The sequence below is a fragment of the Desulfovibrio sp. Huiquan2017 genome (genome assembly GCF_017351175.1).
Classification (GTDB): Bacteria; Desulfobacterota; Desulfovibrionia; order Desulfovibrionales; family Desulfovibrionaceae; genus Pseudodesulfovibrio.
The window spans coordinates 79,655-105,576 of the sequence record NZ_JAFMPN010000003.1 but is presented as its reverse complement, the minus strand read 5'-3'; the positions used below and the strand labels follow the sequence as shown (position 1 = coordinate 105,576).

Here is a 25,922-nt window from a genome sequence, read left to right as displayed (position 1 = left end):
GCGGCGTCACTGAAACTTCAGGTCCGGGCCTACGCCCCTTTGCGTTCCACCCGGTCCAGGAGCTGTTTGAGCTCCTTTTCCCATCGGGGACCGCCCACACATTCGGCCAGGTACTCCACGGCATGCAATACCCGGTTGGGCCGCTTCATCTGGAGCATGGACCGCTTGATGCCGATCTTGCACGACGGGCAGCCGACCACGATGGGCCGTTGGCGGTCGAAGCCGAGGTCCTCGCGCAACTGTTCCTGCTTGCGGTCGCGCAGCCGGTTGTAGATGCCCGGGCTGGTCATGGCCCCCAGGCCGGATTCGCCGCAGCAGCCGGGAGACAGGGAAACCTCCGTGCCGGTCAGCCCGACCAGGGCCGTGCGGTACATCTCCGGGGCCTTGAGTTTGGGCACGCCGGTCCATTCCATGTGGCAGGCCGCGTGGTACAGGATCGGCTCGGTTCGAGGCGTGACGGGCAGCCGCTCCACGAGGAACTGGACCACGTCGTAGTGCTTGAGCGGATCGGCCAGCTCCGAGGAGAAATCGTAGGTCTCCAGGGACTCGCGGCAGGTGCCGCAGGCCGTCAGCAGCGTGGTGGCCTTCAGGCCCGCCTTGCCGGTCTTGACCAGCAGGTCCAGGAATTCCTGCACATTGCGGTGGCGGTTGGTCTTGTATGCCTCTTCGCAGCCCGAGGCGAGCAGGGGATAACCGCAGCACATGTGGTGGTCGGGCAGGACCACGTTCACCCCGCTCTTGAGCAGCAGGTATACCGAGGCCATGCCGATGGACCGGGAGAAGAGCGACGCGCCGCAGCCCGGGAAGTAGAGCACGGTCTGGTCACGTTCGGCGCCGGGGTTTCTGAGGACCGAGCCCTCTTCGAGATGCAACTTTTCCGAGAGGTTGCGGTAGTCGATGTTCGGACTGCGATGCTTGACCACGGGCGATTGGATCTTGGACAGCCAGCGGGCCGGGATCATGCCCAGCGTCTTGTCCTGGATGGACTGGCCCACGGACAGGAATTTGGCGGCCACGGGCAGGGTCTGGGCCGGGTTTTTGGCCAGGTTGCGCAGGATGACCTGCTTGAGCGGGTGCCCGGACTTGCCCTTGGAGTCGAGGAAGGAACGCATGGACAGGGCGGCCCCGGCCGAGTCGATCTTGACCGGGCAGGCTGCTTGGCATTTGCCGCAGGCCGTACAGTGGTCCATGAGATCCCGCAGTTCCTTCATCAGTTTATGGGCGGGCTCGCCGGTCCGGATCTGTGAGTAGTAGATGCCCTCGATGAGCGCGCCGAGCGCGATATTCTTGTTGCGCGGATGATACATGAGCCCGCGTGCGGGCTGATACATGGGGCAGACCTGCTTGCACTTGCCGCAGCGGGTGCAGGTCTGGATATTTTTGAGCAGGCCCATGAGCGCTTCCTTGTCCTTCAGCGCCGTGCCGTCCAGGTCGCGGATGAGCCGGTTGAAGGAAAAGGTGAAGGGCATGCTCGGCAGGGTCCGGGCCGTCAGCTTGCCGGGATTGAATATGCCGTTGGGGTCCACAACCTTGCGATATGCGGCCAGGGCCTGGATTTTTTCGTCGCTCAGAAAGCCGATCTTGGTGATGCCGATGCCGTGTTCGCCTGACACCTGGCCGCCCATCTCCAGCACTTTGGTCATGACCGTATCCGCGGCCTCATGGGCGGCGGCCAGCATTTCGGGGTCGTTGGAGTTGACCGGCAGGTTCACGTGGCAATTGCCGTCGCCCGCGTGCATGTGGTTGGCGATGACGATGCGCTTGAGTTGCAGTTCCTGCCACAGCGCCTTGATTTCGCGGTCGAGCTTCGGGTAGGTGTCGCGCAGCTTGAGGAACAGGAATCGGCACTGGGCCTCCTGCTCCACATCCGAGAAGTCGCGGGAGGTGATCTTTCCCTCCAGGATGGCCTGGATGCGCCTGCGCGCTTCCTTCACATCCTCGTCTTCCGGGTTGACCGTTTCCAGGTCCACGATCCTGTCCAGAGTGGATGCGTATATCTTGGCCAGGTAGATGAGATTCAGGTCTTCAAGGAACTCGGAGAACTGCGGGATAACCTCCATGGGGATGACCACGTCCTCGTTGATCTTGAATCCCGAGGTGCGCCGGGCGATGGCGGACAGCTTGTGGCGGTCCTCCCAGAACAGCTCGGCCTCGCGCTCGTTCCGGGCGGCGAAGATATCCACGCCGTCGTAGGGCTGGGCCAGGGCGAGCACGGTCTGTCGGGCCGCGTCCAGGGCCTCCTTGTCGTCCGAGTCGAGTTGCATGATGATGACCGAGATGGGGTCGCCCTCGTACTGCGTGGACTTGGTCTGGTACTCGATGGCCTGGACGTATTTGGGTCCGAATTCCTCCAGGGCCGATATCTTGACCAGGTCTCCCTCCTCGCGGATGGTGTCGCGCATCTTGACCACATCCTTGATGACCAGCATGGCGTTGCTCATGGAGCGGCCGAAAAATTCCAGGCAAAGGACCTGCGAGTGGGCCAGGCTGGGGTAGCAGACGAAGGTGGCCGTGGTGATGATCCCGTCCGTGCCCTCCTTTTGCACCCCGGGCAGCCCGCCCAGATACTTGTTGGACACATCCTTGCCCAGCCCCGGGCCGCGGATCTCGTCGCCTTTGAGCGAGACCGTGTCCAGAAGCCGCCCCGTTGCGTCGAGAATCTCGAATTCGGCCGTATCGAAGGGATAGATCTTGTGGCGCGGATGGTTTTTGCGACGGACCTCAATGAGCGAGCCGTCGGGCCGGACCATGCGGTAGCTCAGAATGTTGTCGATGGTCGTGCCGTATTCGAAGGCAAACGGCCCGCCTGCGTTTTCCGAGATGTTGCCGCCCAGCGACGACCCCGCCTTGGAAGCCGGGTCCACGGTGAAAAGCAGTCCCTTCTGGGCCGCGGCCTGGATGGCGTTCAGGGTGATCACCCCGGACTGGGCGCTCATGGTCCGCTCGACGGGGTCGATGTCGAGAATCTTCTTGAAGCGGGACAGGGACAGAATCACGCAGCGCGCCTCGGCCGGGATGGCCCCGCCGGTCGCGCCCGTGCCCCCGCCGCGCGGGATGACGCCGAAGTGCATTTCATTGGCCAGTCTGACGATGCCCTGGATTTGCGCCTCGTCTTCGGGGAAAAGGACGAGCATGGGCAGCTCCATGCGCAGGTCCGTGGCGTCCGTGGCCGACTCGACGCGTGAATGCGGCTCGTGCCCGATGGCGTCCTCGGGCATGAATTTCCGGAGCCGGGAGATGATCGTGTCGCGGAAGGCCGTTTCCCGCCCGTGGCGCTCCCAGAACAGCTCGATGCCCTTGGTCAGGATGGTGGCGAATTCGCGGTCGAGCATGGGGCGGGACATGTTCAAGCGCCGATCCACGGCCGTGCGCACCAGTTCCGGGTCTATGAACGGATTGTAGCGCACCAGGAACAGTTCGGCGGCCAGGTTCGAAGCGAGTTTCTTGACCTTTTCCGGCCAGTGTTGAAACTGTTCCATGTCCACCACCCCGAAGGCGCGGGTGATGAGCTGTTCGTCGGAAATCGATATATGGGGTCCGAGCAAGGCCATGTCTTATTACTCCATGATGGTCGTTGAAGGGAAGAGGAGTAAGACCTTTTGGGATGAATGGCAAGTTTGCAGAACCCACCCAAAAGGGGCGCGGCGTCCATGTGGACACCGCGCCCCGTGGTGTGCGGAGTTCTCTCGGCTAGAATCGTTCGAAGTCCCCTCCGTCGCCGGCCGGGATCGGGAGCGTCGACCGCTTGGGGCGTTTCTCCATCGGCAGGGCGCGGGGGCGGGTTGCGGCCACGCGGACTGTGGCGGTCTGGCCGTCGCCCACGTTGAAAAAGCCCATGGTGGACTGCAACTCCTGGCCCTGGGATGAGAGTTCCTCGCTGGTGGAGGCCATTTCCTCAGAGGCCGAGGCGTTTTGCTGGATGACGGTGTCGAGTTGTTCGATGGCCTGGGTGATTTGGGTCGCGCCTGCGCTCTGCTCGTTGCTCGACGCGGTTATTTCCTGGACCAGGGCCGCGGTTTTCTCGATGTCCGGCACTAACTGCTGGAGCATTTCTCCGGCCTTTTCGGCCACGGCCACGGAGCTGGTGGACAGGCTGCTGATTTCGGCTGCGGCCACGCCGCTGCGTTCGGCCAGCTTGCGCACCTCGGCTGCGACCACGGCGAAGCCCTTGCCGTGCTCGCCTGCGCGGGCCGCCTCGATGGCCGCGTTCAAGGCCAGCAGGTTGGTCTGTCGGGCGATTTCCTCGATGATGGAAATCTTTTCGGCGATGCTGTTCATGGCTCCCACGGTCTGGCTCACGGATTCGCCGCTTTCGCGGGCATCGGCGGCGGCCTTGTTGGCCAAATCTTCGGTCTGCTTGGCGTTTTCAGCATTCTGGCCGATATTGGCCGCCATTTGTTCCATGGAGGACGAGACTTCCTCCACGGCGGCTGCCTGTTCCGTGGCCCCTTGGGCCAGGGCCTGGGCCGACGCGGAAAGTTCCTCACTGCCCGAGGCGATGTTCTCCGAGGCTGCGCCCACTGTTCCGACCACTTCGCGCAACTTGACGACCATGTTGTTCAGGGCGGTCGCCAGCACGCCGATCTCGTCCTTCTGGTTCACGTCCAGCGTCCGGGTGAAATCACCATCGGCCATGCCTTCGGCAAAGCTCACGCCCTTGGCCACGGGCCGGGTGATGGACAGGGTCAGGATTACGGCGGCGGCCAGGCCGAAGAGCACGGCCGCGCCCGCCGTGCCCAGGCTCAGGATGTTGGCCCGCGCCATGTCGTCGAGCATGGCCTGTTTCTGCTCCGAGCGCGCCTTGCGGCAGACGGCGTCGGCCGCCCGGGCGGACTTGAGCATTTCCCCCTCGGCCACGATCTGGCTTTGTATGCACTGGTGGAAGTTCTCGAATTCCTCCCTGTACTGCGTCACGGCCGTGGCGACTTTTTTCAGCAACTCGATGTTGCTCCGATCCTGAAAGCGCTGTCCCAGATCGGCGGTCAGGGCCAGGATGCGCTCCGTATCCTTCAAGTTGGCGTCGCGGTAGGTGCCGTCCCGGGAAACAATGTATTCCTTTTCGTTCTTGCGCGCATCCAGAAGCCACTTGATGATCCGGTTGGCGTCGTCCGCCTTGGCCAGCTTGCCCTCCAGTTCGGTCCTCGGGGCCGTACCCGCGTAGAGCAGGGTGGAAAACTGCTCCTTCTGCTCGCTGCGCAACTTTTCGGCCAAGCCCAAGGCCGCATTGGCGCTTTCGCGCATCCGGCCCATGTTGTCGCCTTTTTGCTTTTCCAACTTCACGTAGTCGGCAAAGGCCTTTTCATACTCCCGGGCCGCCGCGATCGTCGCGGTCATCTGGTCCTTGTTGGCCTGGTTGTCGAATTTGTCGCGGGTCTTGGCGGCCTGATCGAAGAGGTCCTTGAGAATGGCGGCATGCTCTTCGACAAGTTTGTCGTTCCCCCGGAGCATGAAGTTTTTTTCCTTGATGCGGTCTTCGAGGATGAAGCGAACGAGCCGATTCGCGTCGTCCGCCTTGTCCACGCGATCCCGGATGCTCGACATACTTAGGAAGCCTATGGCGGCTATGACGGCCGCCAAAATTAGCATAATGCCAAAACCGATGCCGAGCTTTAAGCCCAGACGAAGATTCTTCAACATAGTTCACCCCTCAGTGACTTGACAGTTGTTTCCATCCCATCCGATTAAGCTAAATTGGGCACAATGTTTCAGTAAAAAATAAAATGCCGACATTATAATCTTCAACTCCTGGCTAAAGCTGGACGCGGCCGTGGGGCGGCGGCCTGCCCCGCTTAGCCCTTTCCTGGGGGCCGTCAGTCTTGCCTTTCCCCCCCGCCCGTTATACTGATCGCGAACATTTTCGTGGTACGGGACTGGTTTTTCTTTTTCGTTACAAGCACTGAAGGGTAGAGATCATGAGCAAGCCGAATTTTGCGCCTCTCAAACTGTTCATCACCGGACCGACCTACATCCGCCGGGACGTCAAGGAAGCGGCTTTGTTGCCCGAGTTTGGGCACCGCGACGCGGAGAACGATCTGCGGTTCGGTCCCATCCGCGAGAACCTGCGGAAAATCGCCGGATGCGGCGACGACTACGAGCCCATCCTGTGCCTCGGGTCGGGTTCCTCGGCCATGGAGACTTCGATCCGTTCCCTGGTGGCCGAGGACGAGACGCTCCTGAACGTGTCCGTGGGGTCCTTCGGCGACATGTACTACAACATTGCGGTCAGCAACGGGAAAAAGGCCGAGAACCTCAAGTTCGACTACGGCATGCCCATTGATCTGAACGTATTGGAGGACAAGCTGAAGGCGCTCAGGCCCCAGGTTGTCTCATTCACTCATAACGAGACGTCCACCGGCGTGATCAACGACATGAAGGCGGTCTGTTCGCTCATCCGCCAATACGGGGCCATGCCCCTGGTGGACGGGGTGTCCATCTTCGGCGGGGCGACCATCGCCCTGTCCGATTCCGGTGCGGCCATGTATTCCACGGCCACCCAGAAGTCCCTGGCCCTGCCCGCCGGGTTCGGCATAGGCTTCGTCTCCGGGGAGGCCGAGGAAAAAGCCGGGCGGGTGACCAACAAGGGGCATCATCACGACATCACCAAGCATCTGGAGCGGGCGCGCAAGAACCAGACACTGACCACGCCCAACACTACCTTGGCCAACATGATGTGGTACCAGCTCGACCGCATCGTCAACGAAGAGGGCATCGAAAACCGTTTCGCACGGCATATCGAGATGCGCGGCATGGTCGAGAAGTGGGCCGCCGGGCTGGACGGGTTCGAGATGTTCGTCGCGGAAGGGTTCCGTTCGCCCACTGTGTCCACCGTGGTCTGCCCTCAGGGCGTGACTTCGGTCCAGCTTAAAGAGACCGTCAAGGAAGGAATGCGCGACGAGGGGTATCTCATGGACCCCGGCTACATGAAGCTGAACCACCTCCTGGAAGAGGCGGGACGCAGGCCGATTTTCCGCGTGGGCCATATGGGCGACATCATGCCCGATATGCTGGCGGCGTACCTGGACGCACTCGAAAAGGAATTGATGAAGCTGTAGCCGTTCGACGGCACCGGCATGCCCGTGGAGGCGCGGGCGCGGACAAAATCAACGGGCCGGGGAATTTCCCCGGCCCGTTTTTTTATCCATGCAAAGTGGCTCCCTGGCGCGGGCCCGTCGCGAAAGGGCTTGGGAGCCGGCCTTTTCCCATTGCGTGGCGGTTACTTTACGTCCGCCGCGGCCGCAATGTCCGGGGCGACGAGTCCGCCCAGTCGGTCGAAGGGGATGGTCACCACCTGTTCACCCGCTGCGTAGGGGGCTGTCTGGTACGGTGCGAAAAAGAAGGCCACGCCCTCGTCGGTCAGGATGAACCGCTTGAAGTTGTCCTCGACGGGCTGGGTGCCCTGGTCGAGCATGTCCGGTACGAGCATGTCGCCGAGGGAGCGCGACAGAACTTCGCGACAGATGGCCGAGATCCGGGCCAGGGCGGCCTCACTGTCCGGGAACAGGCGGTTCAGGGATATTTCGCCGCCGTCGGTCATGTCGAAGACCCAGGTCATGGGCCAGTTGTTGGGGTGGGCGCCGCCGGTGTAGACCATGACGTGAAGCTTGACCGAGACGAAGCGGCCGCCCGGCGTGGCCCAGACCGCATAGCGGGTGATCAGTTCGTAGGGATGGGGAAATACGCTCAGGTCATGGTCCGGATCCACTTTCTTGAATCCAAATAGGGTGTTGGACACGAAATCGCGGATGGTCCGGCTGGGCTCGGCCTGGCAGAGCACGGGGTATTCGGCGTCCACCTTGAAACCGGCCGTCCGCTCCCGGATGTCGATGGCGCCGAGGACCGGCGAAGCGCAGGGGGGAGCGGCCCGGAGCGTCGATGCGCCGAGCAGCAGGAAGAGAACGGTCAGCAGCGTCGATATCCGATACATGATTCCTCCCTAGGGTTCGTTGCGCAATTTGCGTACTCCCCACGCCGCCTGGCCCAGGGAGATGCAGCCGTCGTTGGGCGGCAACTGGGTATGCACCAACGGTAGCAGACCCGCGCCCCGGAGCGCCAGGGGCAATTCGCTCGCCAGGGTCAGGTTCTGCATGACCCCGCCGGACAGGGCCACATGAGGGATATCCATGAGCATGGCGAAGGAATAGGCCATTTCGGTCAGCCCGTTGATCAGGCCCAGGTGAAAACGGCGGGCGATTTTTCCCACGGACACGCCATGCTCCAGATCGTCGAGCGCGGCCGCCACCAGGGAGAGGGTGTTCAGGGCCACCGGGTCGTCGGATTTGATGGGGCAGGGGTAGGCGCCGGTCTCGTCCATGTCCTGGGCGCGTTCCAGAAGGATGGCCGCCTGGCCTTCGTAGGTGATGGCCGAGGTCAACCCGCACAGGGCGGCCACGCCGTCGAACAGCCGTCCGCAACTGGAGGTTTGCGGCGCATTGATTCCCTTTCCCAGGATCTGCGGCAGGAACCGGCTCTCGGCCCCGAAGCGGTCCAGCCACGGCCATGCGTAAGCGCCGGGTTCCCGGATTCCCAGTTCCCACAGGGCGGCCTGAGCGATGCGCCATGGCTCCTTTACGGCGGCTTCGCCGCCGGGCAGCCGGATGCGCGCGAAGTGGCCCAGCCGCTGGTGGTCCAGGGTTGCCGGGTCCACCAGCAGACATTCGCCGCCCCAGATGGTCCCGTCTTCGCCGTATCCCGTGCCGTCCAGGGCCAGGCCGATGACCGGCCCGTCGAATTTGTTTTCGGCCAGGACCGCGTGGATGTGGGCGTAGTGGTGTTGCAGGGCGGCCACGGGCACTCCCCGCTCGCGGCCCAGTTCCTCGGCCAGTGAAGTGGTCATGTAGTCCGGGTGCAGGTCGCGGACGATAAGCTTCGGCTCGACTTGCAGGATGTCTTCGAGATGGGCGCGGATCTCGTTGTGGAATTCCAGGGTCTCCAAGTTGGACATGTTGCCGATGTGCTGGCTGGTGAAGGCCTGGTCTCCCTTGGTCAGGGTCAGGGTGCACTTCAGTTCCGGGCCCACGCCGAGGACCGTGTCGCCCTTGACCGGCAGGAAGACCGGGGCGGGCACGAAGCCGCGCGCCCTGCGCATGAAGACGGGCTCGTCCGAGGCCGGGTTGACTCGGACCACGGAGTCGTCCGTGCGAATGAGGATGTCCCGGTTGTGAAAAAGAAAGATGTCGGCGATCCCCGCCAGCCGTTCCTGGGCCTCGCCATTGTCCAGGCAGATGGGCTCGGCGCTCATGTTGCCCGAGGTCATGACCAGGGCCGCGTCCGGACCTTTGAGTTCGGCGTAGTCGTGGAGCAGGATGTGGTGCAGCGGGGTGTAGGGCAGCATCAGCCCGACAAAGTCCGTGTCCGGGGCCACGTCTTCGGCCAGGGGGAAGGGGCGCTGCTTGGCCGCCAGGACGATGGGTCGCTGGAGGCCGCTCAGCCATTGCTCCTCGGCCGGGGAGATTCGGGCCAGCCTTCGGGCCGCGTCCATATCCGGGATCATCACGGCCAGCGGTTTGTCCGGGCGGTGTTTGCGCAGCCTGAGCTCGGCCACCGCCTTTTCGGAGCCCGCGTCGCAAACCAGATGAAAGCCGCCCAACCCTTTGACCGCGGCGATGCGGCCGTTGGCCAGCTCCCGGGCCAGTCGACGCAGGGAGTCGTCGCCCTGGGCGATGACCCGTCCGTCGCGGTCGGTCAGCCAGGTGCGCGGACCGCAGCGCGGGCAGGCGTTGGGCTGGGCGTGGAAGCGCCGGTCCAGGGGGTCGCGGTATTCGGTCTCGCACTCGGGACAGAGGACGAATTCGGCCATGGAGGTCTGGGGCCGGTCGTAGGGGATGGACCGCGTGATGGTATAGCGCGGCCCGCAGTTGGTGCAGTTGGTGAACGGGTAGCGGTAACGCCGGTTGTCCGGGTCGCGCATATCGTCCAGACAGTCCTTGCAGGTGGCCACGTCCGGCGAAATGAGCACCGAATTGCCGGATTTGCGCGTGGATTCGAGAATGATGAATCCTTCTTCGCCGTTCACTGTCGCCTGTTGCTCGGAATCCAGGGTGACGATGCGCGCCAGGGGCGGCAGCTTGCCGGTCAAGTCTTCGGCGAATCCGCCGACCTGCTCGGCCTCGCCCTGGACTTCGATGAGCACCCCGTCGGACGAGTTGTTCACCGAGCCGGTTACGCCGTGGTCCAGGGCTATGCGGTAGACAAAGGGGCGGAACCCCACTCCCTGCACCTGGCCGGTTATGGTGAATCGTTGGCGTACTCGCATGGTTGCTCATACCGCCCAACCCGTTAAAACGCAAGGGGGATCAGCTTTTTACGAAGTGTTTCAGCAGGCTGCGCACCCGGCCTCGGACCAGCCGCATGGGTGCGAACGACAGCTCGCGCGCCTCGGACAGGACGAAGCCGTCCGTGTCGAAGGTATCGGGCGTGTCCAGGGGGTAGTCGAGCAGGGCCGGATCGATCCCGCCCATGCCTCGGGCTTCGGCCTCCGCCCACAGGGGAACCTGGCCCGGGGAAAGGCCGAGCAGGGCGCAGGCCATGGCGTCCAGGGCCACGCCGTTTTTCGACGCGGCCAGCATGCCCAGCGGGAACGGTTCGCCCTTGATGGGGCCGTCCTTGTGCATGGGCCGGATCGCGTCCATGAGGTGCGTGGTCCGGGGCAGGGCGCGGTACACGTCCATGATCATGGACCTGAAGACCGCGTGGCTGTGCCCGAGCCTGTGGTGGGCCAACGCCTTGCGGAAGCCGACCACGCAGCCGAACAGGTTCTTGACCGCGCCGGACATGGTCATCTGACAGTGGACCTTGAGTTTGGGCAGGTTCAGGATGCGGTCCGCCTCCAGGGCGTCCCGGGACAGGCCGATGGTCCCGCCCAGGGTCAGCGGCAGGGGCGCGGGCCGGGCCAGGCTCCGCACTTCCAGGCCGATGTCCGCGAGGGCCTCCGCCAGCCCCGAGGCTCGGGCCACGTAAGCCGCCGGGCCAAAAGCGGGGGAGTCGGCCACGGTCACCTTGGCGCCCTGGTCCAGGAGCCAGGCGCAGGCCGCCCGGACCGCCAATGGATGGGTGGTGCAGTGGGCGGCGTTGCTCCCGTTGACCAGATTGGGCTTGACCAGCACCCGTTCGCCGGGAGTGGGCGTGAAGCCGATGGTTTCGAAGAGCTTGGCCGTGGCCCGGCCGAGCGGTTCGTCCCTGTATTCCGGGACCCGGAGGATGGCGACGGTTTCAGGCATGGGACAGAGCATAGGCCCGGGCTCGGGCGATGACAAGCCGGGGCTTGCCAGCCGGGCCGGGAAAGGAGACAATACCCAAATGAATCCACTCATTTCCCTGAAGGATGTGACCGTGACCCGCAACGGTCGGCGTCTGCTCGGCCCCCTGAGCTGGCAACTGGTGCGCGGCCGCCATACGGCCGTGACCGGGCGCAACGGCGCGGGCAAGTCCACCCTGCTCAAGATCTTGCGCGGCGAAATCGCCCCGGACGTGGGCGGGGAGCGGGTCTTTGATTTCGGCGACGGGCCCCAGCGATCCGTGCTGGGTCTGCGGCAGCGCATCGGCCTGGTCTCGGCGGACATGCAGGACTTCTATTTCCTGCACACCCCCCGGGTTCTGGGCCGCGACGTGGTCCTGGCCGGTTTTTACGACACCCCCATTCTTTACGACCGGGCCGAGCCCGAAGAGGAGGCGGCGGCCGACGCCGTCATCGACCTTCTGTCCATTCGGGATCTGGCCGGGAGTGAGATGCGCACGCTTTCCACGGGCCAGGTGCGCAAGCTGTTGGTGGCCAGGGCCCTGGCTCCCGGGCCGGACATCCTGCTTCTGGACGAGGCCCTGGACGGCCTGGACGCGGGCTCGCGGGCCGAGGTGGTCGAGATGCTCGATCGGGCAGGGGAGCGGACCACCCTGGTCTGCGCCGCCCATCGGACCGGCGATCTGCCCGACTGCGTGCGCCACGCCCTGGCCCTGGATCACGGGGAACTCCTGGCCGAGGGGCCTCGCGACCAGGCCGTGCGCGCCCTGAGCGAAGCCGCTCCGGACGTGGTCGCCTGCGATCTGCCCCCCGCCCCCGCACCGGAGCGGTACGACTTTCTCCTGCGCATGCGGAACGTGTCCGTGGTGGCCGACGGCAAACGCATCCTGGACGATATTAATTGGGAGGTCCTTCCCGGGGAGAATTGGCTGGTGCTCGGCGAAAACGGAGCGGGCAAATCCACGCTGCTCAAGCTTATCCTCAGCCAAGTTGCGCCCTACGCCGACGACGAGCGGGGTACGGGCACGGTGGAGCGGCTCGGCGGCATGACCATGGACGAGGCCCGACCGCTTATCGGCGTGGTCTCGCCGGATCTTCAGGCTGGGTATGCCCGCGAGCTGGGCTGGGAGGTAACCGCCGAAGAGACGGTCATGTCCGGGTTCCGGGGGTCGGTGGGCATGCTTGAGGAACCCACCAGCCGGGAGCGTCTCGAAGCCGGGCTGTGGCTGAACGCCGTCGGCCTCGACGGGCTCGGCCCCAGGCGGTTGCGGCATATGTCCTACGGCCAGCAGCGTCGCGTTTTTCTGGCCCGGGCCATGGCTCCCGGGCCGAAACTGCTTCTTTTGGACGAACCGCTGTCCGGCCTGGACCCGTCCTCCAGGGCGTTGATGCTCCGGCTTATCGAGCGGTTGGCCGAGGCCGGAACCCCGCTGATCATGGTCTCCCATTACGCCGAGGATCGCGTGCGCGCGGTTAATAGAATTCTTGAATTGGCGGGCGGGAGCAGGCGTTTTTGCGGGGCTTTGGAGGCCTTTGTTACAGCCCGTTTTGAGGGGTGAAATTGGAACCAGTGGGGATTATTCCGGTTTATTTTGTAAAAACCCCTTGACTTGTTTTTGTTTTTAGCCAACTGTGCCGACAAGTATGTCAGCGCATTCCTTCGGGAACGGCCCCTTCCGGTCGGCGTTGGCTGGGGAAAGGAAACAGGTATATCGAGGAGCAGAGTGCGCATCGTGTACACTGCTTCTTTTAAATTTAGATCGATGCGCAAGCATCATACCGCATTCACCAGGAGTGAATAACATGTCCAAGAATATCTATGTCGGCAATCTGCCCTGGTCCGCAACCGAAGACGAAGTCCGCGCGGCTTTCGAAGCTCACGGCCAGGTTTCTTCCGTTAAACTGATCGAAGATCGTGAGACCGGCCGTCCGCGCGGTTTCGGTTTCGTGGAAATGGCCGATGACTCCGCCGCTCTGGATGCCATCGAGGCCTTGGACGGCAAGGATTTCGGCGGCCGCAATCTGAAGGTCAACGAAGCCAAGCCCCGCGAGCCGCGTCCCCGCTGGTAGTCCGGCGCGCGCCATCAAAGGCAATCGCTGCCCGTCTCTCTTGAGGGAGGGACGGGCTTTTTATTTTCCGGCGTTCGGCCGGTCACCATAACAAGGAGTTGTTTTGGCCAAGCCCAATTATAAGTTCGCTAAACGGCAGAAAGAGTTGGCAAAGAAAAAGAAGAAAGAAGAAAAGTTGAAACGCAAGCAGATGAAGGGTCAGGATGACTTCGAGCCGGACCAGGACGCGGAAGCGACCGGCAACGACGGCGTGGAGTCCTGATTTCTTTGTCGGGCCGGGGCGGGTGGCGTATTGCCAAGACCCCGGCCAACGGGTACGATCACATAAATTCCATGCCACGGCATGCGGAGGAATTTATGCGACATACGGGCGAAGTGACCTGGTTCAATGAACAGAAAGGGTTCGGTTTCATCACCGGCGAGGACGGCCGGGATGTCTTTGTCCACTATACCGAGATCGTCCGCGACGGGTTCCAGACCCTGGAGCCCGGCGAAAAGGTCACCTTTATCCTGACCGACGAGGAAACCGGCCCCAAGGCCGTGGAAGTCCGGCCGGTTGAGGAAGTTCGGACCGCCTCCCTGCTTTAATCCTGCCCCAATCCCATGCCCGGCTGCATGATTCGGCCGGTCATATCCGTCTCATAACCGCCCTGGGCCTTGATCTTGGCCTGGACCGCGGGTCTCTTGATGATTTCGATCAGTGTTCGGATGCGCGGATCGTCCACGTATGCCTCGGGGATGATCAGGTCGTATCGCTCGTGCGCCAGGGGCACGAAGTCCAGCCCCAGCGCCTTGGCCGCCGCATAGATGCCCAGTCCGCACGAGGCCGCGCCGGTGAGCACGTTCACGGCTACGGCCATGTGGGTGAATTCCTCGTTTTCGTACCCGGTCACGTCGCGCGGGCTGATCCCGGCCTTCTTCAGGTGATGGTCCAGGAGGATGCGCGTTCCGGCCCCCCGCTGCCTGTTGATGAAGACGACGTCGTCGCGGGTCAGGTCGTCCACTCCCCGGATGGACAGGGGGTTGCCCTTGGGCACGATGAGTCCTTGGTGGCGGATGGCCAGGTTGACCACGGTCACCGGGATGTCCTTGAGATAGCGTTCGATGAACGGAAAGTTGAAGTCCCCGGTTTCGGGGTCGAAGAGATGCGCTCCGGCGAACAGCGCCGATCCCGCCTTGAGCGCCGTCAGGCCGCCCATGGACCCGGCATGGCTGGAGACCAGACGCAGGGAATCGGACAGTCCCATGAGTTCGTTGGCCAGCAGGTCCAGGGTGTTGTCGTGGCTGCCCACGTGGACCAGCACCCGGTCCAGGTCGCTTTTGTGGACCAGCAGTTCGGCTTTGACCGTCTCGCCCTGTTCCACGCCTTCCGCGTCCTCGGGAATGTAGGTCACGGCCTGGGCCCTGGTCATGGTCGTGATCATGCCCGCGCCCCGGGCCAGGGGCGCGCCTACGATGTTTTCGCCGATGCGCCCGGCGGCCAGCCGGAGGGCCTCGCGCATGCCCGGCCTGGACGGCGTTTTGCGCGCCAGGACGATGTTCGCCTCATGCCGTTCGGGCGCGGATTTGCCCATGAGCCAATGGACCACGGGTGCGAGAATTTTTTCGTGGCAGACGATGGCCGACACCGGGTAGCCCGGCGCGCCCACCAGGAGCCTGCCCGGATATCCGCTGCGTTCGTCGGTCACGGCCAGCAGGCTTGGCTTGCCCGGCATGACCGAGATGCCGTGGACCAGCACCGTGCCGATGGATTCGAAGACCCGCCTGGAGTAGTCCTTGCTCCCCGCGCTGGAGCCTGCGCCGACCACGACCATGTGGCAGCCGCTCTTCAGGCCGTCCAGGACCGCGTTGCGCAGGGCGTCCTCGTCGTCCGGAACCGGGGCGGACCATGCTGCATCCATACCCCAGCTTCTGGCGTAGGCCCGGAAGACCTGGGAGTTGGACTCGATGACCTGCCCGGCGCGCGGTTCGGGGCGGTCCAGGAAATTCAGCACTTCGTCGCCCGTGGGCAGAAAAATGGTCTTGACCGTTTCGCGCACTTTCAGGTCGTAGATGCCCGCCGAGAGCAGCGCGCCGATGTCCGACGGGGTTAGTTCTCGGTTCTGGGGGATGAGCAGTTCCGTGGCCACGATGTCCTCGCCGATCCGGCGCACGTGCTGCCAGGGGAAGGCGGGGGCGTCGATGAGCACGGTGTTCGCGTCCTGTTGGACCACATTTTCGATCATGACCACCGCGTTTTTTCCCTCGGGCAAGGGATTACCGGTGTTGACGAACACGAAGCCCTCGCCCCGGGGCAGGCTTACGGGCGCGTCCTCGCGGGCTGCAAAGGTGGATTCGGCCGATACGGCCACGCCGTCCATGGCCGCCGCGTGGAAAGTGGGCGAGGAGTACCTGGCGTAGACGGGCTCGGCCGTGACCCGCCCGGCCGCTTCGTGCGTGGGCACGTGCTCGGTGCCGAGCAGGGCGTCGCGGTCGAGATGGGCCTTGGCCAGGGCCACCGCCTCTTCGGGGGGGATCGTCTTCAAATAAATGTTGCGTTTGGTCTGCATGTGCGTGCCTCCGGGATCCCCGTGGAATTTTTCGCTTCACGGCGCGAATGAACAATTTTCGAGATGTCGTTCCGGCGGTGCGGGCGGGGCGGGAAGGCTTTTGCTCAGGCCCTTCCCGCCCCGCCCACCGCAGGTGTTTTTTATTCGTACTGGAATTCGCCGTCCGTATAGATGATGAGTTCCTCGCCGCCCTTGAGGGTGGCGGTGACGGTCTTCTGCTGGGTGTTGACCAGGTCCCAGTGCAGGGCGGAGTCGTTGAAGCCGAGTTCCTTCTTCATGGCCTCGTCCAGGATGGACTGGTCGCCGGAGAAGGTGTCGGCGTAGGAAGCGCCCACGGCCACGTGGCAGTTGCCCTGGGGCCCGCCGAAGTTCTCGTCGAACAGGGTGTTGGCCATGAAGGCGTTGATCTTGGAGAAGCGGCGGTCGGTCAGGGAGAACTCGCCCAGTCGGCTGGCTCCCTCGTCCAGGGTCAATTGCTTGGCCACGAAGTCGCCGCCGGTCTTGGCCTCGGTCTTGACAGCCACGCCTTTTTCAAAGGTCAGGCGCACGCCCTCGACGAAGTTGCCGGAACGGAAGGAGGGCTGGTCCGCGTAGTACACGCCTTCGGTGCCCCGCCAGTCCGGGGAAAGGAAGATCTCGAACGACGGGATGTTGTGGCCGGAGACGCCGAGCCAGCGGCGCTGTTCGCCGGGAACCACAATGAGATCCGTATCCTTGGAGCGTATACGCAGGTGCTCTATGTCGAGCTTGTTGAGCCAGGTCTTGACCTTTTCGGCCTCGGCGAAAATCTCGTTCCACCGGGCGGGCGGGTTGGCGTCGTCGAGGTAGCATGCCTTGACCACCTGGGCCTTGAAGTCGGCCATGGACAGCTTGGCCGCCTCGGCCAGGGCCGGGGTGGGGTAGATGCACAGGGTCCAGCCGAAATCTCCGGACTGCTCGCGTTTCTCCATGATGTCGCGCATGAACTTGCGGGCCACGGCGGCCTGGCCGATGCGTTTGGAGTCGATGTCCTGCAAATGGGTCAGGGAGGCCGGGGCGATGAGCGAGATGAGCCCGTTGAGCCCGCCGACGAACTCTCGGTCGCCCGCGGGGACGGCGGTCAATTGGTCGTCACTGCCTTTGCCGTAGAAGGAGACCTCCATGCCCGCGGTCAGGTTTTGGCGCGGGATCGGATTGATGCCCTTGTCCATGAGCAGGTCGAACATGGCCTCGGCCAGGGGCAGGGCGTCGGGGTCGAAGCGCAGAAGCACGAAATCGCCGGGGCGGTAGGGTTTGGTGCGGGCAGTGGTCAGCCCCCACCACAGGGTCTCGGCATACTTTTTCAATTCGTCTTTGGTGAACATATGGCTACCTCGTCTGTTTGGGGCAATATTTATCGGTAAGAAAGGGTAAACGACTCCGGGCCGCACTACAAGCGGTCTTCGCAAGTCACCTTTTTGTAGGACTTTTGAAAAGCGCTTTCATGGCTTGACACATGGCGGGCATGAATATATCAGCAAGTTCGTGCCCGATCCCGCGTGACCGGAGCCGTACTTTGAAATGCCGTGTTTGCCCAGGTCACAGGCCGAAAGGGCAGCACGCAAACAGCCCCCATAAGGCGGGCATCCCAAATTATCTTTTGGAGGGAAAAATGGCCTACACTATCACTATCGACACCGACAAGTGCACCGGCGACGGCGAATGCGTGGACGTTTGCCCGGTTGAAGTCTACGAGCTTCAGAACGGCAAAGCCGTTGCGGTCAACGAAGAGGAATGTCTCGGTTGTGAATCCTGCGTCGAAGTTTGTGAAAACGACGCCATCACGGTCGAAGAAAACTAGCCTTCACGATCTGATATGGTTACGGGAGCGGCGGGTATCCGCCGCTCCCGTTCCATTTGGGCCGCCGAAACGGTGGACGCGCAGCGGGTCGCGGTCACGGGGAAATGTTTCGGGACGGGCCTTTCATCGCCCAAGCCGCCGCCGGGGAACCCCTTTTCAGGTGAGCGCGCCTCCTTCCTTTTTGCGGCTGCGCGGTTGACGGCGCCGAATCACGACTTAATTGGTCGCAAGCGAAACACCACCCATGGCCGGCGTTGCCGCCTGGCCGGTCCAGGAGCAGAGAATGGCCCTTGATTTTACCGAGTATTTCAAAAAATACGAAGCCATCGTGGCCGAGGTCGATGCGGTTTTCAAGAAAATCGAGACCGAGATGCCGGACCTGGTCAAGTGCGGCAAGGGGTGCAGCGACTGCTGTTACGCCCTGTTCGACGTGACCCTGGTCGAGGCCATGTACATCAACGCCAAGTTCAACGAAAAGTTTTCCGGCCTGGAGCGTTCGGCCATCCTGGATCGCGCCGACCGGGCCGACCGTGATATCCACAAGCTCAAGCGCAAGGTCTACAAGGCGAGCCAGGAAGGCCGCCCGGTCAATGAAATCCTCCTTGAGGTGGCCAAGGCCCGGGTGCGCTGTCCCATGCTCGGCGACGACAACCTGTGCTCCATTTATGAGCATCGGCCCATCACCTGCCGCCTGTACGGCGTGCCCACCTCCATCGGCGGCAAGGCCCATACCTGCAACCAGGCGGGCTTCAAGGGCGGCGAAAAATATCCCACGGTGAACATGGACATCATCCTGGACCGGCTCTTGGCCATAGGCAAAGAGTTGCAGTCAGGCATCGGCTCCCGGTTCAGCGAATTGGGAGAAATGCTTCTGCCCGTGTCCATGGCCATCGTCACGGACTACGATGAGGGATACCTCGGTGTGGGCGAGAAGACGGCCCTCAGGGAGAAGAACCCGGAGGAAGAGGCCCGGCCTGCGGAAATCATCGCCCCGGGCGCGGCCCAAAAGCCCGGCAAGTCCGAGGCCTGCGCCTCCTGTTCCGAATCCGGCTCCGCCTGCGAATCCTGTGGCGAGTCCATCGTCATCGGCGGCAAGGAATAGCCTATGACCAAGACGCTCAACTACGAGGACATGCCGAGCCACGAGGTCGAGGCCCGCAAGCAGTACATGTACGACAAGATGTCGCCCCGGCGGCGCAAGTTCGTGGACCGCGTGGGCTACGAGAACTGGGACCCGTTCGCCGCTCCGTTCGATCCCATCGACATCCGCGTGGAGAAGACGGGGCTGACCCAGGCTCAGCTGACCCAATTGTTCATCCGGGAGTCGGGCCAGAATCTGAATCAGGAATACCTCGACCAAGTCAACGAATTCAACGTCATGCTGGTCATGAACTTTGAGAAGGTCCGGCCGGTCTACGACTTCTGCCTCTGGTACGCGGAGCACTGTAAGAAACACGGCGTCGAGCCATAAAGCAAGGATACCCACATGGAAAAATTCGACAATATCGACGAATACATTGCCGATCTCAAGTCCAAACTGCGCGACAATCCGACCTGCGGCAACACTCATTACAATTTGGGTGTGGCTTACCTCTCCCGCCGCGATTTCGTGGAGGCCGAGCGCGAGTTCCTGGACGCCGTGGCGCATTCCCCGCGCATGGCCGAGGCCTACGTGCAGCTGGGCGGTATCGCCCTGCAACGCGGCGACATGGACTCCTGCCTGAGCTACAACGTCCAGGCCACCCAGCAGCGTCCGTTCTTCGCCGTGCCCTGGGGCAACATCGGCTTCGTCTACATGCAGTTGGGCGACAACGACAAGGCGCACAAGTCCCTGAAAAAGGCCCTGAAGCTTGATCCCGAGTTCGCTCAGGCCCAGGCGACCATGTCCAGCGTGCTCATCGCCATGGGTGACTTCGAGGAGGCGGACAAGATCCTCAAGTCCCTGCTCGAAAAGCAGGTCCATTTCGGTCCTGCCTGGAACAACAAGGCGATCATCGAGGCCGAGCGCGGCAACTGGGGCGAGGCCGCCGTGTGCATCAAGAAGGCCGAGGAATCCGGCTTTGAAGTGCCCGCCGATTTCAAGAAGGAAGTGGAGGAGCAGGCCGGAAACTGATCATTGTTTTCGTTGCCCATCCCGTAAAGATGATTATATTGAGGGGGCTGTCTTTGACGGCTCCCTTTTTCTTGGAGGAGTGACCATGTCCAGATTCCGCAGCGTCAAGAAGACTGTTCATGATATCCTGGCCGACGATGATTGGCAGATTCGTCTCGTCGAGCTGGACGAGTTCCGCCCCGTGGACCTGGTCCCGCCGCTCCTCAGCCTGCGTCTGGACCGGCTGGAGACCGTGCGCTGGCGCTCGGTCACGGCCTTTGGCCTGACCGCCGCCCGCATGGCCGAAGCGTCCATGGAAAAGGCCCGGATCATCATGCGTACCCTCATGTGGTACATGAATGAGGAGTCTGGAAACCTGGGGTGGGGCATTCCCCTATTCATGGCCGAAGCCATGGTCAACAGTGAGCGCATTGCCAAGGAATTTCATAAGATTCTTGTTTCCTACATCTTTTGCGATGAGGAGTGCGACGGCAACTTCCTGGACCATCCGGAGTTGCGGCGCGACGTCCTGTGGGGACTGGCCCGCCTGGCCGAGTCCCGGCCCGAACTGGTCGCCCACGGCGAGAAATTCCTCATGGTCGCCCTGGAGGATCCTGACGTCTACAACCGTGCCTACGCGGCCCGCGTGCTCGGGCTGATACACGCCGAAGGGGCCAGGGCGAAGCTTGAGGTCCTCAAGGACGATCCCGCCCCGATCCGCACCTTCCACCATCGCGAGCTCGTCGACACCACGGTGGGAGAACTGGCCCGCGTCGCCCTGGACGACCTGGGGTAGCCGCCGCTGCCCGAAAAGAGCGAAGCCGCCGCAAGGGCGGCTTTTTTGTCGTTGGCCCGGCCTACAGGTAAAACTTCTTGAAATCCTCACTCGGTTCGATCTCCACATAGACGTAGAGGGCCACGCCGTAGGGATCGAGGGTGCAGAAGCCCCGGTCGCCCCAGGGGTGGTCCTCCAGGGGCATGACCATGGGCAGGCCCGCCTTGAGGATGCGCTCGTGGGCGGCTTCGACCTTGGCCGCGTCCGCCAGTTTGAGGTTGTAGGTCAGGCCGCCCTGGTAGAGCTTGTGGTCCGGGGAGTGCGGCTGCATGAAGTGCAGGGTGGGGCCGTTTTCTCCGAACATGAGGCCGATGTACCAGCCGCAGTCGAAGATCAGGCGGCCGTCCAGGTGGGTGGTGTAGAAGGTGCGGGCCGGGGCCAGGTCTTCGACCACGATGGTGGGGGATATGCCGATGGGCAGCATGTTTGCTCCTTGGTTGGTTTGCATGGTTTCATCTTGTACGGAAAGCCGGAGGGAGAAGCCACCCTCAAAGCGTGGAATCCGCGCCGTGCCGGGGGCCTGTAGGGCCAAGTGGGGGGATGGGGATGGAAAAATGAAAAAAATCGCACATCGTGCTTGACATCGGACCGGCCCCCGGATAGTTATTCACTCCGCTTCGACGAGAAGGCGCGTAGCTCAGGGGGAGAGCATTTGCTTGACGTGCAAAGGGTCGTGGGTTCAAATCCCTCCGCGCCTACCAGAACATCCCCGGAAGGGAGGCCTTGTGCCTCCCTTTCATTTTTTGTGGAGCGGCCAAACCGCCGGTCCGGGCCGCAGTCCCCATTGACGGCCCCTGGTTCCGTTACTATTTGATCCGGATAGAGAACGCGGATCGCGCACCGGGCGGATTCGGCTCAGGTGTTTTCACGGCGTTGCCGCAGGCGCGCCACAAGGTTCCGGCCCAGGCCGGACAAGGGAGAGATGAAGTGCAAGTGGAAATCTCCGGTAAACAGGTTGAAGTGGCCGACGGCGCTTCCTGTGCCGACGCCCTCAAGGAAGGGCTGTCCAAAAAACAGTTCAAGAATGTCGTGGCCGCCCAATGCGGCGACGCGATCCTGGACCTGTCCACCCCCGTTACCGAGACCTGCACTACCATCGAGCCCGTCTTCGCGGACAGCGAGGAAGGGCTCCGCATCATCCGCCACTCCGCGGCCCACGTCATGGCCGAGGCCGTCAAGAAGCTGTTCCCCACCGCCAAGGTGACCATCGGACCGGCCATCACCGACGGGTTCTACTACGATTTCGACTACGAGCGTCCGTTTACGCCCGAGGACCTGGAGGCCATCGAAAAGGAGATGCTCTCCTCCGTGGGCGCGGACAAACCCTTCGTGCGCACGGTCGCGACCAAGGCCGAGGCCAAGGAGCTGTTCGAGGCCAAGGGCGAGACCTACAAGTCCGAGATCATGGACGACCTGGGCGGCGATGAATTTTCCATCTACACCCACGGAGATTTCGCGGACCTGTGCCGTGGCCCGCACGTGGCCCGCACCGGCCAGATCAAGGCCTTCAAGCTGCTCTCCGTGGCCGGAGCCTACTGGCGCGGCGATGAGAAGAACAAGCAGCTCCAGCGCATCTACGGCACCGCCTGGCAGGACCCCAAGGCCCTGAAGAAGCATCTGGCCCGGCTGGAGGAAGCCAAGAAGCGGGATCACCGCAAGCTCGGCAAGCAGCTCGATCTATTCTCCTTCAGCGACGAGATCGGCCCGGGCATGTCCCTGTGGCATCCGCGCGGCATGCTCCTGCGGGCCATCCTCGAAGATTTCGAGCGCAAAGAACACCTCAAGCGCGGCTATGACCTGGTCCAGGGCCCGATCATTCTCAAGCGCGAGCTGTGGGAGAAGTCCGGTCACTACGAAAATTACCGTGAGAACATGTATTTCACGGAGATCGACGATCAGGCCTACGGCATCAAGCCCATGAACTGTCTGGCGCACATGATCATCTACAAGCGGAAGATCATGAGCTACCGCGACCTGCCTCAACGTTATTTCGAACTGGGCGTGGTTCACCGGCACGAGAAGTCCGGTGTGCTCCACGGTCTCATGCGCGTGCGCACGTTCACCCAGGACGACGCGCATCTCATTTGCCGCCCTGATCAGGTGGAAGAGGAAATCCTCAATCTGATCAAATTCTACCAGGACATCTACGCCTTGTTCGACTACGAGTTCGATGTGGAGTTGTCCACCCGGCCCGAGAAGTCCATCGGGACGGACGAGGACTGGGAATTGGCCACCGAGGGGCTGCGTCAGGCCCTGGACAAATCGGGCATGGCTTACGCCATCAACGAAGGCGACGGCGCGTTCTACGGCCCGAAAATCGATTTCCACCTGCGTGATTCCCTTGGAAGGTCCTGGCAATGTGGTACGATCCAAGTGGATTTCACCTTGCCAGAGCGCTTCGACATAGTATATGTCGGCGAGGATGGTGAGAGGCACCGGCCCGTGATGATTCATCGCGCCATGCTCGGCTCCATCGAACGCTTCATCGGCGTCTTGACGGAGCACTGCGCAGGTGCGTATCCTGTCTGGCTGGCGCCTGTGCAGGCACGGTTGCTGAACGTGACCGATGCGCAACTTGATTTCATGAAGAAAGCCGAAGCCTTCCTGGTTTCAAAGGGCATCCGCGTCGAAGCGGACACCCGCAACGAGAAGCTCGGTTACAAGATACGGGAAGCTCAAGTCGAGAAGGTCCCGTACATGTTGGTAGTCGGTGACAAAGAGGTTGAGGCCGGGTGCGTCAATATTCGTTCACGAGACGGAGAAGACCCCGGGATGGTGACACTGGAGGAAGCCGCGCAGTTGATTTTGGATGCTGCAAAGGCGCCCTTCAAAGCAGGAGGAATGAGCTATAGCTTTTCGGGGTAACACGCGCCGGGACCAGAAGAGGGAAGACCTGGTCCGGCGGAACGAGAGGATTCGCATCCCCAAGGTGCGGGTCGTGGATGATGACGGTGAGCAGCTTGGTGTGATGGCTACCCGTGACGCGCTTGATCGCGCCAAGGAAAAGGGCCTGGACCTCGTCGAGGTCGCGCCCAATGCCGATCCGCCGGTCTGCAAGATCATGGATTACGGAAAGTTCAAGTACCAGCAGCAGAAGAAGCTGCAGGAAGCTAAGAAGAAACAGACCGTTATCAAGATCAAGGAAGTCAAGTTCCGGCCCAAGACCGATGAGCACGATTACCAAACCAAGCTCAAGAACATTGTTAAGTTCCTGGAAGGCGGCGACCGTTGCAAGGTGACCATCTTTTTCCGGGGACGTGAAATCGTCCACAAGGACCGCGGGCTTGCCATGCTCGAACGGGTCGTGGTGGATTTGCAGGATTTAGCCAAAGTCGAGAGCAAGCCCATGTCGGAAGGACGGACCATGACGATGATGCTCGCTCCGGTGAAAAAATAGAGACTTGAGTCGGGACCCCGGTCCCGTTCTAGGAGGATACCATGCCCAAGATCAAAACCCGCCGTGCAGCCGCCAAGCGGTTTTCCAAGACCGCTACCGGCAAGTTCAAGCGCCGCCGCAAGAATCTCCGGCACATTCTGACCAAGAAGAATGCCAAGAGAAAGCGTCGCCTCGGCCAGTCCACCACTGTGGATGGCGCGAACTTGAAGGCTGTCCGCCGTCAGTTGCCCAACGGCTAGCATCCGCCTGATAAGGCCTTCCGGCGGCGTCACAAGAGAGGCGGGGACATTCCCCGGTTCGCACGTGCGTCGGCAGTGCCCGGTCGAGATGCCCGTTTATTCCGTTAACCCATAAAGCAATCCACCTCGTCGGGGGAGTCCGTCCGGCCCGGGAGGTTCGTTAAAGCGATGGAGGTTTTACCATGAGAGTCAAGCGTGGAGTTGCCGCCAAGCGGCGTCACAACAAATATTTGAAGATGGCCAAGGGCTATCGTGGCGCGGGTTCCCGCCTGTACCGCACCGCCCGTGAGCGCGTTGAAAAGGCCCTGTGCCATGCCTACAAGGACCGCAAGCGCAAGAAACGCGAGTTCCGCAAGCTGTGGATTGTGCGTATCAACGCCGCCGCCCGCATCAACGGCATGTCCTACAGCCGCTTGATGAATGGCCTGAAGAAGGCCGGCATCGAGCTGAACCGCAAGGTTCTGGCGGATATGGCCGTGCGCGATCCGCAGGTGTTCGCCAAGATCGCAGAGGCAGCCAAGGCCAAAGTGAGCTAAACAGTGAGTAGTGAATTGAAGTCCTTCCTGGAAGGACTCGACAGCCTGGCCCAGGATTGCGCATCGCGCAAGGGCCAGGCTTGTTCGTTAAAGGAACTGGAGGAACTCCGCATCGAGTTCCTGGGCCGGAAGGGTAAGCTCGCTCAGATCATGGGCAAGCTGGGCAAGCTCGACAACGCCGACAAGCCCGTCGCGGGCAAGAAGGCCAACGAGGTCAAGCAGGCCGTCACGGCTCTCCTGGACTCGTGGGAGGCCACCTTGCAGTCGGCCGAGGCTGGCCAGGCGCTGTCGCGTTTTGATCCTTCCATGCCGGGCCGCAAGCCGTGGGCCGGTTCCCTGCACCCCGTGACCCTGGTCATGGAGGAAATCGCCTCCGCCCTGGTGGAACTCGGCTTCGAGCATGTGGCCGGACCCGAGGTGGAGAACGATTGGCATAACTTCGAGGCCCTGAACATGCCCCCGGACCATCCGGCCCGCGACATGCAGGATACCCTGTACGTGTCGGACAAGATCGTCCTGCGCACGCACACCTCCGGCATGCAGATTCGCAGCATGCTTCAGCGCAAGCCCCCTGTGGCGGTCATCGCCCCGGGCAAGGTCTACCGCCGCGACTCGGATCTGACCCACACCCCCATGTTCCACCAGATCGAAGGGCTGCTGGTCGATCGCAACGTGTCCATGGGCGACCTGCGCGGCACGCTGACCGTGTTCGTGCGCAAGGTTTTCGGTCCCCGGACCGAAGTCCGTTTCCGGCCGAGCTTCTTCCCGTTCACCGAGCCGTCCGCCGAGGTGGACATCTCCTGCGCCGTGTGCGGGGGCAAGGGCGAGATGGACGGCAAGACCTGCCGCGTGTGCAAGGGGACCGGCTGGGTCGAGATCCTGGGGTGCGGCATGGTCGATCCCAACGTGTTCAAGTCCGTGGGGTATGATCCCGAGGTCTACACGGGCTTTGCCTTCGGGCTCGGCGTCGAGCGCATGGCCATGCTCAAGTACGGTATCGACGACCTGCGCATGTTCTTCGAGAACGACGTCCGTTTCCTGGAACAGTTCGCCTAGATTTTATGGCGGCACCGGGAAGGCCCGCGCCTTCCCGCGTGCTCCTTTGACATATCGAACTCCCCGGAGTTCTTCACCTTACGAAGACAACTTTTC

General features: G+C 62.4%; 23 protein-coding genes, 1 tRNA gene and 1 pseudogene. 17 read left to right on the top strand and 8 right to left on the bottom strand.

The window, feature by feature from the left end:
• Nucleotides 1-29: 29 nt before the first annotated feature.
• Together J0909_RS03230 and J0909_RS03225 are read right to left on the bottom strand one after the other, a co-directional pair.
• Nucleotides 30-3,551 carry an FAD-binding and (Fe-S)-binding domain-containing protein gene (locus tag J0909_RS03230; protein ID WP_207260431.1) on the bottom strand — a complete coding sequence of 1,174 codons (3,522 nt, stop codon included), beginning with the start codon at nt 3,549-3,551 and terminating at the stop codon, nt 30-32.
• Between the two features lie 139 nt (nt 3,552-3,690).
• Nucleotides 3,691-5,637: a methyl-accepting chemotaxis protein gene (locus tag J0909_RS03225; protein WP_207260429.1), complete on the bottom strand. Its 1,947-nt coding sequence runs from the start codon at nt 5,635-5,637 to the stop codon at nt 3,691-3,693.
• 275 nt (nt 5,638-5,912) lie between these two features.
• On the opposite strand from J0909_RS03225, the gene J0909_RS03220 reads away from it, so the two are divergent.
• On the top strand, nt 5,913-7,052 hold the full coding sequence (locus tag J0909_RS03220; RefSeq protein WP_207260426.1) for a pyridoxal-phosphate-dependent aminotransferase family protein: 1,140 nt from the start codon (nt 5,913-5,915) through the stop codon (nt 7,050-7,052).
• Between the two features lie 161 nt (nt 7,053-7,213).
• On the opposite strand, the gene J0909_RS03215 is transcribed toward J0909_RS03220, so the two are convergent.
• The 3 genes from J0909_RS03215 to J0909_RS03205 are packed head-to-tail and all read right to left on the bottom strand — an operon-like array spanning nt 7,214 to nt 11,216.
• Nucleotides 7,214-7,924 (bottom strand): DUF3298 and DUF4163 domain-containing protein, encoded by a 711-nt coding sequence (locus J0909_RS03215; RefSeq protein ID WP_207260425.1) that lies wholly within the window; start codon nt 7,922-7,924, stop codon nt 7,214-7,216.
• 9 nt (nt 7,925-7,933) lie between these two features.
• Nucleotides 7,934-10,252, bottom strand: a complete 2,319-nt coding sequence (gene hypF, locus J0909_RS03210) for a carbamoyltransferase HypF (RefSeq protein WP_207260424.1) — start codon at nt 10,250-10,252, stop codon at nt 7,934-7,936.
• A 40-nt stretch (nt 10,253-10,292) separates the two neighbouring features.
• On the bottom strand, nt 10,293-11,216 hold the full coding sequence (locus tag J0909_RS03205) for a DUF362 domain-containing protein (RefSeq protein WP_207260423.1): 924 nt from the start codon (nt 11,214-11,216) through the stop codon (nt 10,293-10,295).
• Here J0909_RS03205 and J0909_RS18630 point away from each other — a divergent pair.
• The 5 genes and pseudogenes from J0909_RS18630 to J0909_RS03185 form a co-directional block, all read left to right on the top strand.
• A pseudogene (locus tag J0909_RS18630) lies at nt 11,131-11,805 on the top strand (ATP-binding cassette domain-containing protein); the annotation flags it as partial. The gene J0909_RS03205 and the pseudogene J0909_RS18630 overlap by 86 nt on opposite strands.
• Nucleotides 11,806-11,856: 51 nt before the next feature.
• On the top strand, nt 11,857-12,792 hold the full coding sequence (locus tag J0909_RS18625; protein ID WP_502757426.1) for an ABC transporter ATP-binding protein: 936 nt from the start codon (nt 11,857-11,859) through the stop codon (nt 12,790-12,792).
• 244 nt (nt 12,793-13,036) lie between these two features.
• Nucleotides 13,037-13,303 carry an RNA-binding regulator gene (gene rbp, locus J0909_RS03195; RefSeq protein WP_207260420.1) on the top strand — a complete coding sequence of 89 codons (267 nt, stop codon included), beginning with the start codon at nt 13,037-13,039 and terminating at the stop codon, nt 13,301-13,303.
• 103 nt (nt 13,304-13,406) lie between these two features.
• Nucleotides 13,407-13,565 (top strand): hypothetical protein, encoded by a 159-nt coding sequence (locus J0909_RS03190; protein WP_207260419.1) that lies wholly within the window; start codon nt 13,407-13,409, stop codon nt 13,563-13,565.
• Nucleotides 13,566-13,660: 95 nt separating this feature from the next.
• Nucleotides 13,661-13,891, top strand: a complete 231-nt coding sequence (locus J0909_RS03185; RefSeq protein WP_207260418.1) for a cold-shock protein — start codon at nt 13,661-13,663, stop codon at nt 13,889-13,891.
• Here the strand turns inward: J0909_RS03185 and J0909_RS03180 are convergent.
• Nucleotides 13,888-15,852 (bottom strand): molybdopterin biosynthesis protein, encoded by a 1,965-nt coding sequence (locus J0909_RS03180; protein WP_207260417.1) that lies wholly within the window; start codon nt 15,850-15,852, stop codon nt 13,888-13,890. The two genes, J0909_RS03185 and J0909_RS03180, sit on opposite strands and share 4 nt — an antisense overlap.
• A 140-nt stretch (nt 15,853-15,992) precedes the next feature.
• Nucleotides 15,993-17,195 (bottom strand): aminopeptidase, encoded by a 1,203-nt coding sequence (locus J0909_RS03175; protein ID WP_207260415.1) that lies wholly within the window; start codon nt 17,193-17,195, stop codon nt 15,993-15,995.
• Nucleotides 17,196-17,482: 287 nt separating this feature from the next.
• Between J0909_RS03175 and J0909_RS03170 the strand changes: the two genes are divergently transcribed.
• The 5 genes from J0909_RS03170 (at nt 17,483) to J0909_RS03150 (ending at nt 20,559) form a co-directional block, all read left to right on the top strand.
• Nucleotides 17,483-17,671, top strand: coding sequence for a ferredoxin (locus J0909_RS03170; protein ID WP_207260414.1), 189 nt, complete (start codon nt 17,483-17,485; stop codon nt 17,669-17,671).
• Between the two features lie 283 nt (nt 17,672-17,954).
• Nucleotides 17,955-18,773 carry a YkgJ family cysteine cluster protein gene (locus J0909_RS03165; protein WP_207260412.1) on the top strand — a complete coding sequence of 273 codons (819 nt, stop codon included), beginning with the start codon at nt 17,955-17,957 and terminating at the stop codon, nt 18,771-18,773.
• Nucleotides 18,774-18,776: 3 nt separating this feature from the next.
• The gene (locus tag J0909_RS03160) at nt 18,777-19,142 is read left to right on the top strand and encodes a hypothetical protein (RefSeq protein WP_207260410.1); all 366 of its coding nucleotides are present in this window, start codon (nt 18,777-18,779) and stop codon (nt 19,140-19,142) included.
• 15 nt (nt 19,143-19,157) lie between these two features.
• Complete coding sequence (locus tag J0909_RS03155) at nt 19,158-19,784, top strand: tetratricopeptide repeat protein (protein ID WP_207260408.1); 627 nt, start codon at nt 19,158-19,160, stop codon at nt 19,782-19,784.
• Nucleotides 19,785-19,869: 85 nt separating this feature from the next.
• Entirely contained in the window at nt 19,870-20,559 is a 690-nt protein-coding gene (locus J0909_RS03150) for a DVU0298 family protein (RefSeq protein ID WP_207260407.1), read from the top strand.
• 61 nt (nt 20,560-20,620) lie between these two features.
• On the opposite strand, the gene J0909_RS03145 is transcribed toward J0909_RS03150, so the two are convergent.
• Nucleotides 20,621-21,022: a VOC family protein gene (locus tag J0909_RS03145; RefSeq protein WP_207260405.1), complete on the bottom strand. Its 402-nt coding sequence runs from the start codon at nt 21,020-21,022 to the stop codon at nt 20,621-20,623.
• 202 nt (nt 21,023-21,224) lie between these two features.
• Between J0909_RS03145 and J0909_RS03140 the strand changes: the two genes are divergently transcribed.
• The 6 genes from J0909_RS03140 (at nt 21,225) to pheS (ending at nt 25,826) form a co-directional block, all read left to right on the top strand.
• A tRNA-Val gene (locus J0909_RS03140) sits at nt 21,225-21,299 on the top strand.
• Between the two features lie 226 nt (nt 21,300-21,525).
• The gene (gene thrS / locus J0909_RS03135) at nt 21,526-23,463 is read left to right on the top strand and encodes a threonine--tRNA ligase (RefSeq protein ID WP_207260403.1); all 1,938 of its coding nucleotides are present in this window, start codon (nt 21,526-21,528) and stop codon (nt 23,461-23,463) included.
• Nucleotides 23,447-23,995: a translation initiation factor IF-3 gene (gene infC, locus J0909_RS03130; RefSeq protein ID WP_207260602.1), complete on the top strand. Its 549-nt coding sequence runs from the start codon at nt 23,447-23,449 to the stop codon at nt 23,993-23,995. Before thrS ends, infC begins: the two co-directional genes overlap by 17 nt.
• A 41-nt stretch (nt 23,996-24,036) precedes the next feature.
• Complete coding sequence (gene rpmI, locus J0909_RS03125; RefSeq protein ID WP_207260401.1) at nt 24,037-24,234, top strand: 50S ribosomal protein L35; 198 nt, start codon at nt 24,037-24,039, stop codon at nt 24,232-24,234.
• A 182-nt stretch (nt 24,235-24,416) separates the two neighbouring features.
• Nucleotides 24,417-24,770 (top strand): 50S ribosomal protein L20, encoded by a 354-nt coding sequence (gene rplT, locus J0909_RS03120; RefSeq protein ID WP_207260400.1) that lies wholly within the window; start codon nt 24,417-24,419, stop codon nt 24,768-24,770.
• 3 nt (nt 24,771-24,773) lie between these two features.
• Nucleotides 24,774-25,826, top strand: a complete 1,053-nt coding sequence (pheS, locus tag J0909_RS03115; RefSeq protein ID WP_502757424.1) for a phenylalanine--tRNA ligase subunit alpha — start codon at nt 24,774-24,776, stop codon at nt 25,824-25,826.
• The last annotated feature ends 96 nt before the right edge of the window (nt 25,827-25,922 follow it).